Source organism: Brachybacterium sp. 107 (assembly GCF_052379725.1).
Taxonomy (GTDB): Bacteria; Actinomycetota; Actinomycetes; order Actinomycetales; family Dermabacteraceae; genus Brachybacterium.
Genome location: NZ_JBQSYW010000003.1, coordinates 141,934 through 156,363 on the forward strand (window position 1 = coordinate 141,934; position 14,430 = coordinate 156,363).

General features: G+C 72.8%; 13 protein-coding genes. 5 read left to right on the top strand and 8 right to left on the bottom strand.

The window, feature by feature from the left end; genetic code table 11:
• Window positions 1–2: 2 nt before the first annotated feature.
• Entirely contained in the window at window positions 3–1,007 is a 1,005-nt protein-coding gene (locus tag ACT3UL_RS05485; protein ID WP_444577134.1) for a universal stress protein, read from the bottom strand.
• A 194-nt stretch (window positions 1,008–1,201) separates the two neighbouring features.
• Here ACT3UL_RS05485 and ACT3UL_RS05490 point away from each other — a divergent pair, with 194 nt between their 5' ends.
• On the top strand, window positions 1,202–1,492 hold the full coding sequence (locus tag ACT3UL_RS05490; protein WP_444577135.1) for a DUF1905 domain-containing protein: 291 nt from the start codon (window positions 1,202–1,204) through the stop codon (window positions 1,490–1,492).
• A 64-nt stretch (window positions 1,493–1,556) separates the two neighbouring features.
• On the opposite strand, the gene ACT3UL_RS05495 is transcribed toward ACT3UL_RS05490, so the two are convergent.
• Together ACT3UL_RS05495 and ACT3UL_RS05500 are read right to left on the bottom strand one after the other, a co-directional pair.
• The gene (locus ACT3UL_RS05495) at window positions 1,557–2,081 is read right to left on the bottom strand and encodes a hypothetical protein (protein WP_444577136.1); all 525 of its coding nucleotides are present in this window, start codon (window positions 2,079–2,081) and stop codon (window positions 1,557–1,559) included.
• A gap of 108 nt (window positions 2,082–2,189) precedes the next feature.
• Window positions 2,190–3,125: a LysR family transcriptional regulator gene (locus ACT3UL_RS05500; protein WP_444577137.1), complete on the bottom strand. Its 936-nt coding sequence runs from the start codon at window positions 3,123–3,125 to the stop codon at window positions 2,190–2,192.
• Window positions 3,126–3,214: 89 nt separating this feature from the next.
• On the opposite strand from ACT3UL_RS05500, the gene ACT3UL_RS05505 reads away from it, so the two are divergent.
• On the top strand, window positions 3,215–3,526 hold the full coding sequence (locus ACT3UL_RS05505; RefSeq protein ID WP_444577138.1) for a hypothetical protein: 312 nt from the start codon (window positions 3,215–3,217) through the stop codon (window positions 3,524–3,526).
• 19 nt (window positions 3,527–3,545) lie between these two features.
• On the opposite strand, the gene ACT3UL_RS05510 is transcribed toward ACT3UL_RS05505, so the two are convergent.
• The gene (locus ACT3UL_RS05510; RefSeq protein WP_444577139.1) at window positions 3,546–3,920 is read right to left on the bottom strand and encodes a VOC family protein; all 375 of its coding nucleotides are present in this window, start codon (window positions 3,918–3,920) and stop codon (window positions 3,546–3,548) included.
• A gap of 81 nt (window positions 3,921–4,001) precedes the next feature.
• Here ACT3UL_RS05510 and ACT3UL_RS05515 point away from each other — a divergent pair, with 81 nt between their 5' ends.
• Window positions 4,002–4,502: a MarR family winged helix-turn-helix transcriptional regulator gene (locus ACT3UL_RS05515; RefSeq protein WP_444577140.1), complete on the top strand. Its 501-nt coding sequence runs from the start codon at window positions 4,002–4,004 to the stop codon at window positions 4,500–4,502.
• 214 nt (window positions 4,503–4,716) lie between these two features.
• On the opposite strand, the gene ACT3UL_RS05520 is transcribed toward ACT3UL_RS05515, so the two are convergent.
• The 4 genes from ACT3UL_RS05520 to ACT3UL_RS05535 form a co-directional block, all read right to left on the bottom strand.
• The gene (locus tag ACT3UL_RS05520; RefSeq protein ID WP_444577141.1) at window positions 4,717–8,301 is read right to left on the bottom strand and encodes a S41 family peptidase; all 3,585 of its coding nucleotides are present in this window, start codon (window positions 8,299–8,301) and stop codon (window positions 4,717–4,719) included.
• A 79-nt stretch (window positions 8,302–8,380) separates the two neighbouring features.
• Window positions 8,381–9,169, bottom strand: a complete 789-nt coding sequence (locus ACT3UL_RS05525) for a hypothetical protein (protein WP_444577142.1) — start codon at window positions 9,167–9,169, stop codon at window positions 8,381–8,383.
• Between the two features lie 101 nt (window positions 9,170–9,270).
• Window positions 9,271–10,272: a hypothetical protein gene (locus tag ACT3UL_RS05530; RefSeq protein WP_444577143.1), complete on the bottom strand. Its 1,002-nt coding sequence runs from the start codon at window positions 10,270–10,272 to the stop codon at window positions 9,271–9,273.
• A gap of 258 nt (window positions 10,273–10,530) precedes the next feature.
• Entirely contained in the window at window positions 10,531–12,180 is a 1,650-nt protein-coding gene (locus ACT3UL_RS05535) for an alkaline phosphatase D family protein (protein WP_444577144.1), read from the bottom strand.
• 303 nt (window positions 12,181–12,483) lie between these two features.
• On the opposite strand from ACT3UL_RS05535, the gene ACT3UL_RS05540 reads away from it, so the two are divergent.
• Window positions 12,484–13,593 (top strand): ABC transporter ATP-binding protein, encoded by a 1,110-nt coding sequence (locus tag ACT3UL_RS05540; protein ID WP_444577145.1) that lies wholly within the window; start codon window positions 12,484–12,486, stop codon window positions 13,591–13,593.
• Complete coding sequence (locus ACT3UL_RS05545; protein ID WP_444577146.1) at window positions 13,590–14,408, top strand: ABC transporter permease; 819 nt, start codon at window positions 13,590–13,592, stop codon at window positions 14,406–14,408. Before ACT3UL_RS05540 ends, ACT3UL_RS05545 begins: the two co-directional genes overlap by 4 nt.
• Window positions 14,409–14,430 lie beyond the last annotated feature (22 nt).

Sequence of the window (14,430 nt, forward strand, 5' to 3'; positions counted from 1 at the left end):
TCTCAGCGGGGCCGGAGAGAACTGTCCTCGAGATGTTCGAGATCCAGGTTCGGGACCACCATCACGGGGCTCTCGGCGCGCTGCAGCACGGAGCGCGAGACCGATCCGAGCAGAGCGCTCGCGATCCGGCCGTGCCCGCGGGTGCCGACGACCACCAGCTGGGCCCCGGCGGAGCGGTCCAGCAGCTGCGTGGCGGGGTCGGCCAGCTCGGCCTCGCAGGTGACCACCAGGCCCGGGAACTGCCCGCGCAGACGCTCCGCGAAGGCCTCCAGCTCGTCCGTGAGCTGCTCGAGCTGCTGGTCGATGACGGACTGCTCGGGGACCATCGCCGCGTACCAGACGCCCCACGACTCCGGCGGCGGCATCGTCATCACCAGGTGCAGGGGCGCACCGCGCTGATGCGCCGCCTGGGCCGCGAGGAGCGTCGCGACATCGCTGCGCTCGGAGCGGTCCACCCCGGCCACGACGGGCGCGTCATCGGCGAGGGGAGCGAAGCGTGCGGCGCCTTCTCCGGTGCCGATCTCGTACTGGCGCGGGACGACGACGGTGGGGCAATGGGCGTGGGCGGGCAGCGCCGAGGACACCGAGCCCAGGAGGCGGCCGACGAACCCGCCCCGTCCGCGGGCGCCCACGACGGCGAGCTGTGCCCGGGAGGACTGGTGCACGAGCGCACCGGCGGCGTCGCCCTCCGCGGTGCAGAAGTCGACCTCGCCGGGATAGCCGCGCAGCTCCTCCCGTGCGCCTTCGAGCACGCCCTGCGCCGCCGTCTCGCGGACGGCTTCGTCCGGGGGAGAGGGCAGGGAGGCGAGGTTCGTGTAGATCATCGACGATTCCGTGTACGCGCTCAGCACCGTCAGATGGCAGTCGAGGCGCTGGGCGGCCCGCGCCCCGTAGTGCAGGGCCTGGATCGACTGGTCGGAGCCGTCGAAGCCGACGAGGACTCCGAGCGGGCGGTCTGCCGGGTCGACGGGGAAGGGAGCTCCCGAGGTGCGGTCGTCGTCGTGCATCACAGCCTCCTGCGCCCGGGGGCTCTCGGTGACCGACGACGGTGCCCCCGAACACGAAGCCATCGCCGATACCTCCATGGTAGGCGCACGGGGGCCAGCCGGTGGGGGCGAAGGTCCCGTGCCTCCGTGTCCCGTCGTCGGACGTCGGGACAGGGGCCGGGGCGCGCTCGGATGAGGAGGTCTACGCTCGGGACGTGGACCTCTTCTTCACGGCGACGACGATCGAATGGCGCGGCCCCGCCCCGTTCGTGTTCGCGCGCGTGCCCGACGAGGAGGCTGACGCGATCGCCTCCATCGCCCGCGAGGCCACCTACGGCTGGGGCTGCCTCCCCGTGACGGCGCGCATCGGTGGCACCGACTTCACGACCTCGCTGTTCCCGCGGCACGGCGGATACCTCGTGCCGGTGAAGGTCGCGGTGCATCGCGCCGAGCAGGTCGCGGTGGGCGACGAGGTCGAGGTGGAGCTGCACCTCGAGGCGCGCTGAGCCCGTCCCGTCCCGTCCGTGATCGCGCTGTGCGGGAGGCCTGCGGGGCCGCCGATCCGCCAGGTCAGACCTCCGGCTGATCGGGCAGATCGAGCTCCTCGGCGTAGCGGTCGCGCAGCTGGGTCCAGCCGTGCTCGAGAGCGTCCATGCCCACGATCCGGGCCTGGTCGATGCCGTCCAGGCGGGCGTCGAGCACTCCGAGGCACACCTGCCAGCCGGCGATGTAGATCGGCGCGTGCTGCGGATCGGCCAGCTTCATCAGCAGCGTCACCCGGGCTTCGTCGACCAGCCACTCGAGCACGGAGTCGCCCCAGCGGTGGGTCAGTGCATGGCCCCCGGCGGTGGCGAGGACGTCCACGGAGACCGGGTCGTCCTCGGGGTTCTCCCTGCTCAGCACGGGCCCTGGTTCGGTCAGTGCGCGTTCGGGGACGATCGGGGACCAGGTGGCCAGGAGCTCGGGATCGGTGAGGTGCGCCCAGATCTGCTCGGCGGTGCCGGAGAGGTCGACCTCGAGCATCACGGCATCCTCGGTGAGGTCCACGGCGACGGGGAGGTCGGCGATGCGCTGGTCGATGCTGAGCTCGTTCACGGGATTCTCCTTCCGGGCATCACGGCAGCTGCGGCGATGCGGGCGATGACGTCCTGCCATTGTCCACCCGGTCAGCTGACAGGCACAGATCCGGGCAGGGCCCCGGGGTCAGGCGGCCCTCTCGACGAGATGCGTGACGCCCGGGATCTCGGCGGCGCGCTTGGCGGCGACGGCGTGGATGCGCTGGACGATGTACTGCGCGGCCGGGTTCCGGGCGACGGTGCGCCGCACCTGCACTCTCAGCCGACGCCGTGGTGCCGGTGGTGACAGCGGGATCGCCACGATGTCGGGGCGCAGGTTCTGGGCGATGACCGAGGGCTGCACGCTCACGTGGTCGCCGGTGGCGACGAAGCCGAGCACCGTGGGGAAGTCGTTGGGGTTCACGTCGACGCACGGGGAGAACCCGGCGGCTCGGCAGGCGGCGCCTATGCGGTCGAACCAGAACGATTCGAGCGGATCGTCGGTCACCCAGGACTCCTCGGCGAGGTCCTTGAGCTGCACCGTCGGCCGCGTCGCGAGCGGGTGGTCCACGCTCACGAGCGCGACGTACCCCTCCTCGAGGATCTCGTGGATCTCCCAGTCGACGGATTCGACGGGGCCCGTGCCCTCGCCGACGACGATGTCCATGCCGGCTTCGGCGAGGTCCTCGCAGCTGCAGTCCCGCAGGGCGAGCTCGAGCCCCAGGTCCGGGTAGGCGCGGCGCACGTCCCGAGCGAGCTCGGGGATCCAGGTCGCCGCGATCGAGGTCGCGTAGCCCAGGCGGAGGGTGCCGGTGCGGCCGGAGCGCAGATCCTTCACGGTGCGCTCCAGGGCCACGAGTGCATCCAGCGCCGCCCCGGCCTCCGCGGCGAGGATCCGGGCGTGGGCGGTGACGACGATGCCTCGGCCGGAGCGCTCGACGAGCTCGATGCCGGTCTCCCGGCGCAGGCTCGTGAGGTGCTGGCTGACGGCCGACGGGGTGTAGCCGAGCGCCTCGGCGCTGGCACGGATGCTGCCCGTCTCGACGACGGAGCGCAGCACGCGGAGCTTCACGGGATCGAGCATGCCGCGAGCCTACATCCGTTCAGTTGGGCTGAACAGTGCAGAGCGAATCATCGCTTGTGCTTACGGGAGGGTGGGCACAGGATCGAAGCATGCTCTCCGCACTGATCGGCCTCGCCCCCATCCTCCTCATCGCCGTCGTCACCGTTGCCCTCGGAGCGCTCACGCGCCTGCTCGCCGCCCGGATCGTCGGCCCCCGCTCGCCGGTCGACGCCCCGCTGACACCGCTCGAGCGCATCGCCCTGGGCAACGAGATCATCGCCCGTGACCTCCAGCCCGACGGCACCCACCCCGTCGCGCGCTCCGCCGCGCGCGATGCCCGGATCGGGTGGGTCGACGGGCCGGTGCAGCGCCAGGACCTCGCAGTCCGGTACCCCGAGATCGCCGCCCATGCCCTGCGCTGAGCAGTGGCTATCGGGCCGATCAGCGTGCGGCGGTGTGGGCGGTGAGCACATAGCCCTCGGGGCCCACGAAGGTGATCGTCCGTCCGAACGGGGAGTCGCTCGGGGGGCCGAGGATCTGGACGTCGGCTGCGAGGAGCCGGTCGTGCAGGGCCTCCGCATCGTCGACGCCGAACCACATCGCCACCCCGACACCCGGGCGCGGGGAGGCGGCGTCGAGGTCGACCCCGGGTAGGGGCTCGCGCACGGCGAACGGGATCGGGTCGGTCTCGAACACGATCGCCCCGGGAGGGCCTGCCGGTGCGCGCGTCATCCCCAGGTGCCGTTCGAAGAACTGGGCCGCGGCCTCGAGGTCGCGGACCTGGAGGGCGAGGAAGTCGGGTCCGGTGGTGGTCATGGGTCCTCCTGGGATCGGAACTCCTGAATGTCAGGACCCTTATATCGAACGCCGCCCGACGGGGTATGTCAAGATGTTGATATGCAGACTCCCAACCCGACCCGAGCCGACCTCGTCCGCGACGCCGAGGGAGCCGATGACGCCGGCGGCCCCGATCTCGCGCGACGTCTCGGTTACGTGCTCAAGCAGGCGCAGTCCGCTCTGCGCTCCCGCATGGACGGGGCGCTGCGGCCGCTCGGGCTCACCGTCCCGCAGTACGCGTGCCTCGAGCTCCTGGCCTCGGGACCGCTCACCAATGCCGAGCTCGCCCGGGGCGTCTTCGTCACCGCGCAGTCGATGAACTCCGTGGTGAAGTCGCTGCAGGAGCGGGGCCTCGTGGCGCGCGAGGACGTCGCCCCGACCGGCCGGCGCCGCCCCGCGGAGCTCACCGCGCCGGGTCGCGCGCTGCTCGCCGAGGCCGACGGCTCGGTGCGCCGGATCGAGGCGCAGATGATCGACGCGATCGCCGGCAGGGACGCCGATCGCCTGGTCGACGACCTCTCCGCGATCGCCGAGCACCTCCCCTCGGCCGACCGCGGCTGAGCGACGCAGCCAGGAGCCGCCGACGTCGCGCAGACGCCGGCCTCGAACTGGCTGCTCGTCTCGCGCGGGCGGTCGGCTTCACACGGACTGCTCGCCCTGCGCAGACGGTCGGCCACCCGCACGGAGGATTCCGCACGGGTGGCCGGCACCGGTGTGATCGGATCAGACCCGCAGATCAGACCCGCAGATCAGACCCGCGGGACAGACCAGCCCGTCAGCCCTTCGGGCGCCCGAAGCGCGGCGCGGGCAGCGGGGGCGCGGTCGAGGCCGGGTTCTGCGCGAGCAGGTCGAGGGCCTCGGTGATCCCGCGCTCGAGCTGCGGGTCCTGGCCGCCCACCCAGGCGTTCGGCGGCAGCGGCACCTCGATGTCGGGGTCCACGCCGTAGTTCTCGATCTCCCAGTCCACGCCCTCGAACCAGCTGGCGTACTTCGGCTGGGTGACGCCCGTGCCGTCGACGAGGTCGTAGCGGCCGTCGATGCCGATCACGCCTCCCCAGGTGCGGGTGCCGATCACGGGCCCGATCTTCATCGCCTTGGAGACGGCGCCCACGATGTCGCCGTCCGAGCCGGCCTCCTGGTTGGTCACCAGCACCACCGCGCCGCGCGGGGCGAACTGCGGGTAGGTGCCGGGCGTCTCATGGCGCGGGTAGTCCCAGGAGAGCACTCGCCGGGCGAGCCGGTCGGTGACCAGCTGCGAGGTGTGGCCGCCGCTGTTGTAGCGCACGTCCACCACGAGGCCCTCCTTGGTGGTGGCCTCGCGCAGGTCACGGTGCATCTGCGCCCAGCCGGAGGAGACCATGTCCGGGATGTGCAGGTAGCCGAGGCGACCGCCCGAGAGCTCCTCGACCAGGGCGCGGCGCGAGGCGACCCACGCCTGGTAGCGCAGCGCGGAATCGTCGGGCAGCGGGGTCACGGCGACCCGGCGCTCCACGCCGTCGCGTTCGAGCACGAGCTCGGTGGGGGTGTTCGCCGAGCCGACCAGCTGGCCCTGCACGCCGGTCCCGGCCTCGCCCATCGGCCGGCCGTCCACGCGCACGATCGCGTCGCCCACCTCTGCGGCCACACCGGGGGCGAGCAGCGGGGAGCGGGCGTCGGGATCGGAGGAGTCACCGGGCAGGATCCGGGTGATCACCCAGCGCCCGTCGCGGTGCTCGATGTCCGCCCCGAGGTAGGCGGGCAGCATCGGCGGGTCCGCCTGGTACGGGGTGCCCTGCACATAGGCGTGCGAGGTGCCGAGCTCGCCCTGGGCCTCCCACATCATGTCCTGGAAGTCGTCGTCGGTGACCACACGCTCGATGACCGGGTCGTACCAGGAGGTCATCGCGTGCCAGTCCATGCCGTCCATGTCGGCGCGCCAGTACTGCTGCGCCATGATCCGGTAGTTGTCCCAGAGCATCCCGCGGCGCTCCTCGACAGGGTCGACGAACAGGCGCAGCCGCCCGGTGTCGATCACCACGCGCGCCGGGTCCTCGTCCTCGACCTTTCGGGTCGACGGGACCTGCACCCAGCTCTCGCCCTGCTTGAGGACCAGGGTCTCCCCGTCGCCGGAGGCCTCGAGGTCGGTGACGCCCTCGGCGAGCACGGTGAGCTTGCGGTCCGCGAGGCTCCAGTGCTCGAGGGTGGGTCCGGGGGCCTCGCCCTCGACGCCGGCGCGGGTGGTGCCGAGAACCCCCTGCTGGGGATGGCGCAGCCACACGAAGCCGCCGCTGACCGCGGTGAGGTGCGAGTACGAGCCCGAGACCACCGGGAAGGGCACCATCCGTGCCTCCACCGCGTCCATGTCGACGCGGGTGGCGGGCGGCGCGGTCGCCTCGTCGGTGCCCGAGGGGCTGGTCGCGCTCGCCGGGTGGGCCGACGGGGCGGCGGCCAGGGCGCCGCCGGCGCGCGTGGTGCCGGGTCCCTGTGCGCCGGGCCCCTGCGCGTCGTTCCCGTGGGCGGCCGTGCCGGGCCCGCCGGCGCCCTCGGCCAGGGCGCCGTGCCCTGCCGGGTCCTTCGTCGCAGGCTCCGCGGCGCTGCTGCTCCAGCCGTCCGGGTGCGGACCGAACGGATCCGGGGTGGAGCGCTCGAGCGGGATGAGGAAGGGACGCTCGGCGTTGACGAACCCGAGGTCGAAGACCATGTCGTCGTACACGGTCTCGAAGGTGCGCAGCGAGAGCAGCGCCAGGTGCTTGCCGTCCGCGCTGAAGGCCGGGGCGGCGTCCTGGTACTTGCCCGAGGTGAGGGCCCGCCCCATCGGCTCGGCGTCCTCGGTGTCGGAGATCAGCAGGCGGCTGAGCATCCACGAGTTCGGCTCGCTCCACACCAGCCAGCGGCCGTCCGGCGACCAGGCCAGGTCCTGCACCTCGCCGCCGTTGGAGCGGCCCACCTCGCGCACCTGGTCCAGCCGCGGGGGTTCCAGGACCTCGGTCCCGGAGTCGGTTCCGGCACTGGTTCCGCCACCGGGGACGGCCTTCGCGGAGTGCGAGGTGCGCGCCGGATCGGTCAGGCCGCGCAGAGTCACCAGGCGCACCACGTTGTCGTGGGTGGAGATCGCGATCTTGGAGCCGTCGGGGGAGGGGATCGCGTGCAGGATCCGGCCCACGTCCCCGAGGTCGAAGCGGATCTCCTCGCCGCCGCCGTCGAGCCGCGCGAGCGCGAGCACGTCGGAGCCGACGCCGCCGTGCTCCCGGTCCGCGAGCGCCTCGGCATCGGTCACCAGCAGGGCATAGGGGGACCGGCCCAGCGGCCGCACCTCTCGCAGGCGGAGCCCGCAGGTGCCGGCCAGCAGCCGGGCCGGACCGCCGCGGTGGGTGAGGGCGTGGGCGCCGCCGCGCCACTCGACGACGCTCGAGCGGGCGTCGTGCACCGGCCGCATGGCCAGCAGGTTCGAGCTGGCGGGGGCCGGGCGGGGCAGGCGCGCCGCACCGACGCCGGAGGCCAGGATCTCGACCTCGCGCGGCTGTGCGTCCAGGGAGTCCAGGGCGAACAGGCGACCGCGGGAGGTGAACACGATGGTGGTGCCGTCGGTCGAGGGCTCGCGCAGGTAGCCCTCCTCGGAGGTCAGCGAGGTGTGGACCTGCAGGTCGGTGCCGTCGGCCGCGACGGACCACAGGTTCGCGCTCGCGCGGTCGGTGCGGGCCGCGCCGGGGCCGGGGGTGTCCGAGGCGAAGATCAGGCGATCTCCGTACCAGGAGATGCACAGCGTCGAGGCGAGGATGTCCTCGAGCAGCGGCTCCCAGGAGCGGGCGGCGTGCGCGGCGACCGGGGCATCGAGGGCGACGTCCTCGCGGGAGACCCAGAGCTTCACGGCGGTGCCGCCCTGGTAGTGCTTCCAGCTGGCCTGGTCGCGGCGCCACGGGGTGGCGACCACGGTGGTGCCCGACGGGTGGATCGCGACCTCGCCGGAGCGGCCCAGGGGCAGCACCTCGGCATTCCCGTCCAGGTCGATCGCCCACAGCTGCGCATCGCGGGCGATCGGGGCGTTGTAGCTGGTGGTGGCGACGATGCGGCCATCCGGCAACCAGCCGACGACCTTCGTGGACGGCTTGCCCCAGGCGGTCAGCCGGCGCGGCGCGGTGTCGCCCTCGGTCGCGATCACCCACACCTCGGGGCCGCCGGTGGTGCGGGAGGTGTAGGCGACGTGCGTGCCGTCGGGCGAGAAGCGGGGGAAGGCGACCGGGGCGCCCTCGTCGGTCAGGCGCCAGGCCCGGCCACCGGAGAGCGGGGCCAGCCACACGTCGTTCGCGGCGGTGAAGGCGACGAGATCGCCACGGACGTCGGGGTGGCGGAGGTAGGCGGCATGAGCGGGAGTCGAAGGCATGTTCCAACTCTAGGGGTGAGCGGCGCCACGTCGAGGGGATATCTGCCCGGAGCGGACAGGAGATCAGCGGGAGGCGCCGTCAGGCGAGGGCGGAGGCGATCACGGAGTCCGCGCGGTGCAGCGTCACCGCGAGCTCGCCGCGGGTGACGCCCTCCGTGCCGGACCAGTCGGAGGCGGTGAGGGTGCCCGCGAGCATGCCGGCCGCCTCGAGCCAGGAGGCGTCGGCGAGGGCCGACGAGGAGTCTCCGGCTGGCGATGCATCGTTCGTCGGATCCCATGAGGCGCCGATCCCGGCCAGTGCCGGGCGCAGCAGGGCGGTGAGCAGCCTGGCTGTGCAGTCCTGGGTGGCGGGATCCTCCGGATGCACCTTCAGGGAGGCGTCGCCCCACAGGGCGCCGCGGCCGTGCAGCCACAGCAGGGCGGCCGCGCGATCGGGATCCTCGCCGAGGTCGACGATCAGCGCGGGTGTGCCGTCGAGGGGCACGGCCGGGGACCCGGCGAAGCGGTGCAGGGCGAGGGCCAGGTCGCCGCGCATGACGGCGGCACCGGGGGAGTAGGAGTTCCCGTCCAGCGCCGGCTGCACGCCGTTCTCGTCGGCCCAGACCATGGCGTCGACACCCTCCGCGCCGTCCTCGACGTCGGAGAACGGGCTGAGGGCGGAGGCGGCGCCGCCCTGTGCCGCGGCGAGCGGAGCGGGCGCACCGGACCGGGTGAGCAGGGCCCCCGCGCCGACCGCGCCGGTCACCGCGGCCGCAGCCGCCCCGGCGAGCAGGAGGGAACGACGCCCGGGTCGGCGCCGGGCAGCGACGGGCGGGACCGGCGATCCGGCAGAGTCGGCCGGGACGGTCGGAGGGGCGGCAGCGGGCATGACCGGCCGCCCGGTCGTCCGTCCGGTCGTCGGTCCGGTCGTCCGCCCGACGGCGGGGGCACCCGGCCGGCCCACCCGCAGCCGGGGCGGGGCTGGTCGTCTCACAGCCACTGCAGCTCCCTCATCCGGCGCACGATCGCCCAGCTCACGGCGAGGTTGCCCCAGCCGTTGAGGTGGATGCCGTCCGAGGCGATGAGCAGCGGCGGCACCACGCCGCGATCCAGAGCATCCTGCGTTGCGCCCTGCGCGAGCAGCTGCAGCGGCGCGAGCGGGGAGCAGTGCAGGCCCTCCTCGCTGGTGAGCAGCTGCTGGAGGTCCAGGAAATGGTCGCCGTACCGGCGGGCCTGCTCCGCGTTGACGGCGGCGACCGCGTCCCCGGTCGCGGAGCCGTGCGGGTCGTGCTCGGTGCACCAGTGGCCGAGGACCAGCGAGTCCGCCTCCGGAGTCTCTGCCGCATCCCACATGCGCTGCACGTCCCGCAGCACCCCGGAGGTGTCGAGGATGTTGTTCTTGCCCATCCAGAGCACCTGACGCGCCGAGGCCCCGACCTCGGCGAGGGACGACGTGAAGACGCCGCCCGACACCGCCGTGGAGAGGTCGTCTGCCCCGATCCCGACCGGATCGTCGGGCGTGAAATACCAGGTCCCGCTGCTGCCGTCGAGCGTCCCCGCGAGCCCGCCGACCGTGCCGGGGACCTGGATCGGACCGCTCGGCGCGAGGCCGGAATCCAGCGTGACCTCGAGCCGGGCAGGAGCGGACGTCGAGTCCGCCTCCGAGTCGCCGACGGCGTTCAGCCGCGGGGTGTCCAGCCCGCGCAGCAGCAGGGTGTGGGCGGAACGGGTGGCGCCGACGCCGAACGCCCGCACCGGGGTGGGGGAGGCCGAGAGGGCCAGGTGCTCGTGGATCCGCACGGGCAGCGGGGTCGCCTCGGCGCCGCCCTCGGAGCTCATCGAGGAGGACCCCCAGAGCGTCATCGGGCGCGAGTCGGGCTCGGGCTGCAGCAGACGCCGGGAAGCCTCGGTGCCGGTGGCCGAGGAGGCGGGAGCGGCCGGGAGGGGTGCAGCGGGCGCGGCCGGTGCGGCGGCGAGCTGCGGCGAGGGCATCGCGATCCTCCGTGGACGGTGAGGGGCGAGTGCTCCGACCGGCGCTCGCAACTCCCCACCTTACGGGAGGAACCGGTGCCGGCACAGGCCTCGCGCTGTGATCCCCGCAGGTCCGACGGCGACCGGCCCGCGCCGGGCCGACGGCGATCGGCCCGCGCTGGCCGACGGGCCCGCGCGCCCGTCGGCTGCGGGACCCAGCCCCGTCGGCTGCCGGACCCGGCCCCGTCGGCCGTGCAGGTCAGGGGCGTCCCGAGAGGGTCACGCCTCGTGAAGGGCGGGCTCCCCGGCGGGCACCAGGTAGGTGCGGTCGATGCTCACCTCCGCGTCCGGTCGGGTGACTGCGGGGATCGTCTTGAAGTCCACGCGGAGCTCGTCGGTCGAGTACTCCGAGAGCACGTAGCCACGGCGCCCGCGGATGTACTTGATGTGCGGGTTCTCGGCGAGGACGACCTCCTCGCCGTTCACGACGTCGCTGCCGTCGCCACCCGAGGTGATCGACGTGGACACGAGCTCCACGCCCACGGTCGCGGAATCGGGATCCTGGAAGTCGGCCTTCAGCTCGTTGGCGAAGTGGACGTGCACATCCCCGGTGAGCACCACGGGATTGGCGACGCCACGCTCGGAGAACGCGTCCACGAGGGTGTTGCGGCTGGGCCGGTAGCCGTCCCAGCCGTCCGAGGAGACCGTGGTGGTGGGCCCGGCGGCGTTGTCGCGCTTGGCGAAGAAGACGGACTGGGCGAGCAGCTGCCAGGTCGCGCTCGAGTCCGTCATGCCGTCCAGCAGCCACTGCTCCTGGGTGTCGCCGAGCATCGTGCGGGAGGGATCGGCCTGCTCCTCGCAGTCGGTGAACCACCAGGTCTTCCCGCCGTCGTGGCAGGCCTGCAGGTCTCGGTACTGCCGGGTGTCGAGCACATGGAAGGTGGCCAGATCGCCCCAGCTCAGCCGACGGAACAGCTGGATCGACGAGCCCGTCGGGGCGCTCGAGCGTCGCAGCGGCATGTTCTCGTAGTAGGCCTGCTCGGCGGCGATCTTGCGGGCCACCCACGCGTCGGTGGGCACGCCGTCCTTGGGGTACTCACCGGCCCAGTTGTCCTGGATCTCATGGTCGTCCCAGGTGACGATCCACGGCGCAGTGGCGTGCAGCAGCTGCAGGTCGGGGTCCGTCTTGTAGGTCGCGTACCGAAGCCGGTAGTCCTCGAGCGTGGTGCACAGCTTGTTCGGGTGCGTACGGATCTTCCCGGTGCCGGGCCCGCCCTCGTAGATGTAGTCGCCGAGCCCGAACACCAGGTCAGGGCGATCCTCGGCGGCGCGCCGGTACGCGGTGAACCAGCCGCCCTCCCAGTGGGAGCAGGACAGGTGCACCATCCGCAGGTTCCGGGTGCTGCCGCTGGCCGGGGTGGTCAGCGTGCGGCCCACGGGGGAGACGTGGCGCCCGGTGCGGAACCGGTAGAAGAACTCGGAATCGGCGGGGAGGTCCTCGAGCTCCACGTGGAGGCTGTGCGCCTCCTCGGGACGGGCGGTCTCGGTGCCGCGGCGCACGATCGACCGGAAGCGCTCGTCGCTCGCGAGCTCCCAACGCACGTCGATCGGGAGGCTCGGCATGCCGCCGCGGCCGTCGAGCACGTGCGGGTCCACGGCGAGCCGCGTCCACAGCACCACCGAGCTGCTGGTGGGGTCCCCGGAGGCGATGCCCAGCGTGAACGGATCCTTCTCGCGCCAGGTCCCCTCGGCGCTGGCCGGCTGCATGCCGAGCATCCCGGCCGTGGCGAGCGTGGTCAGGGAGGCGCCGGTGAAGATCCGGCGGCTCATCCGACGCTGCCGGGCGAGGTTCGCCCGACGGTCCGGCGCGATGAATCGGGTGGGCTGCTGGGGCTCCTGGCCGAGGAGGCCGCCGGAGAGATCGCTCATGGGGTTCCTGTTCTGGAATGGCACGGGAATCTCATCCTGACCACCTCCGATGCCCCGGACAGACGGTTCTGGGCGGAGCCGACATGATCGTCATCGACTGGCCATCGCCGCAGCCGCGGCCGTTCACGAACGCGCCATGGTCTGCCTGTCTGCCCGTCTGCCCGTCTGCCCGTCCGCTTGTCTGCGAGGCGGCGAGGGCGCGGGTCCGGGGGCTGCAGGCCAGGGCAGCCCATGACGGATGTCATCCGGGGCGGGTGACGGCCGTGTGAGGGCGCGTCGTCGCGGCGGCCGGAGGGTTGTCCCATGACCACGACATCGCAGATCCCCGGCCCGGCCCGATCCGAGCGCTCCACCCCGGGCGGTCCGACACCCGCCGCCACGCCCACTGCCTCCACCACCCCCACGGCCCCGGACGCCGCGAACCGCGTTCTCCCTGCTCCGGCCCGCGGCGGTGCTCCAGGCACACCGCTTGCCATCGACGCCCGCGACATCACGCGCAGCTTCGGCGCGGTGCGGGCCGTCGACGGGGTGTCGCTGCAGGTCGCACTCGGCGAGATCGTCGCCTTCCTGGGCCCGAACGGCGCCGGCAAGACCACCACGATCGACATGGTGCTCGGACTGGGGAAGCCGGACTCCGGGCACGTGAGCGTCTTCGGGGACACCCCGCGCGGCGCCATCGCCCACGGCCTCGTCTCCGCGGTGCTGCAGACGGGTGGTCTGCTCAAGGACCTCACGGTGCGCGCGACCCTGCGGCTGACCGCGAGCGTGTTCGCCGAGGCCCGCCCGGTCGCCGAGGTGCTCGAGCGAGCCGGGATCACGGAGATCGCCGAGCGCCGGGTGGGGCTGTGCTCGGGAGGCCAGCAGCAGCGGCTCCGCTTCGCGATGGCCCTGCTCTCGGACCCCGGCCTGCTCATCCTCGACGAGCCGACCACGGGCATGGACGTCGAGGGCCGTCGGGCCTTCTGGAGCGCGATCCGCGCCGACGCCGACCGCGGCCGCACCGTCCTGTTCGCGACCCACTACCTCGATGAGGCCGACGAGTACGCCGATCGCATCGTGCTCATGGCCCGCGGACGCATCGTCGCCGACGGCACCGCGAGCGAGATCAAGAACCTGGCGTCGGGCCGGGTGGTCCACGCGACCCTCCCCGGCGCGGACCCCGTCGCCCTCGCCGCCCTCCCGGGCGTGGAGGACGTCGAGCTCGGCGGTGACCGCATCGCAGTGCGCACGAAGGACTCCGACGCCGTGGCCCGCCACCTGCTGACCACCACCGATGCCCGCGATCTGGAGATCACGGCGCAGAACCTCGAGCGCGTCTTCCTCGCCCTCACCGCCGACCAGCCCGCAGACGACCAGCCCACCGACAGGCGTGCTGCCCAGCCCGCCGCCGCTCTCGAAGGAGCCCGCTCATGACCACCGCGACCCCCGCCCTCGATCGTGTGCGCCTGGACCGGCGCGTCCCGCCGCTGGGCGGATTCACCCTCACCTACCTCGGCATCGAACTGAAACGGAAGCTCCGCAACCGCCGCACCCTGATCTTCACGATCGCGTTCCCCGTGGTCATGTTCTGCATCATCGGCCTCCCGCTGCGCGAGGAGGCCCTGACCGACACTCCGCTCGCCGCGGGCGGACCCTCCGTCGCCGCGTACATCATGGTGTCGATGGCGATGTACGGGGTCATGATGTCGTCCGTCCAGACCGGCGCCTCCGTCGGCATCGAACGTGCCCAGGGATGGAGCCGGCAGCTGCTGCTCACCCCGCTGAACCCGCTGGTCAACATCGTCATCAAGATGATCGCCGGAATGCTGCTGGGACTGTTCGCCGTGGTCAGCACCTATATCGCAGGAGCCGTCAGCGGGATCGACCTCAGCGCGTTCCAGTGGATCGTGACGGGACTTTCCGGCTGGCTGCTCGCCGGCGCCGTGTTCACCACCCTCGGCCTGATGGTCGGCTATCTGACGCCCGGGGAGAACTCCGCCCAGATCACGAGCCTCGCGACCGTGCTGCTGTCCTTCCTCGGCGGACTGTTCTACCCGGTGACCTCCATGCCCGACGTCCTGCAGGCCATCGCCAAGCTGACCCCGGTCTACGGCATCGGCGAGCTCGCCCGCTCCCCGCTGACCGGCAGCGCCTTCGAGCCGTGGGCACTCGTGAACGCCCTGGTGTGGCTCGCGATCCTGCTCGCCGGCACCGTGCTCGCCTTCCGACGCGACACGAAGCGCGGGTGAGCGGGCCGCGCGGGAACGGCGC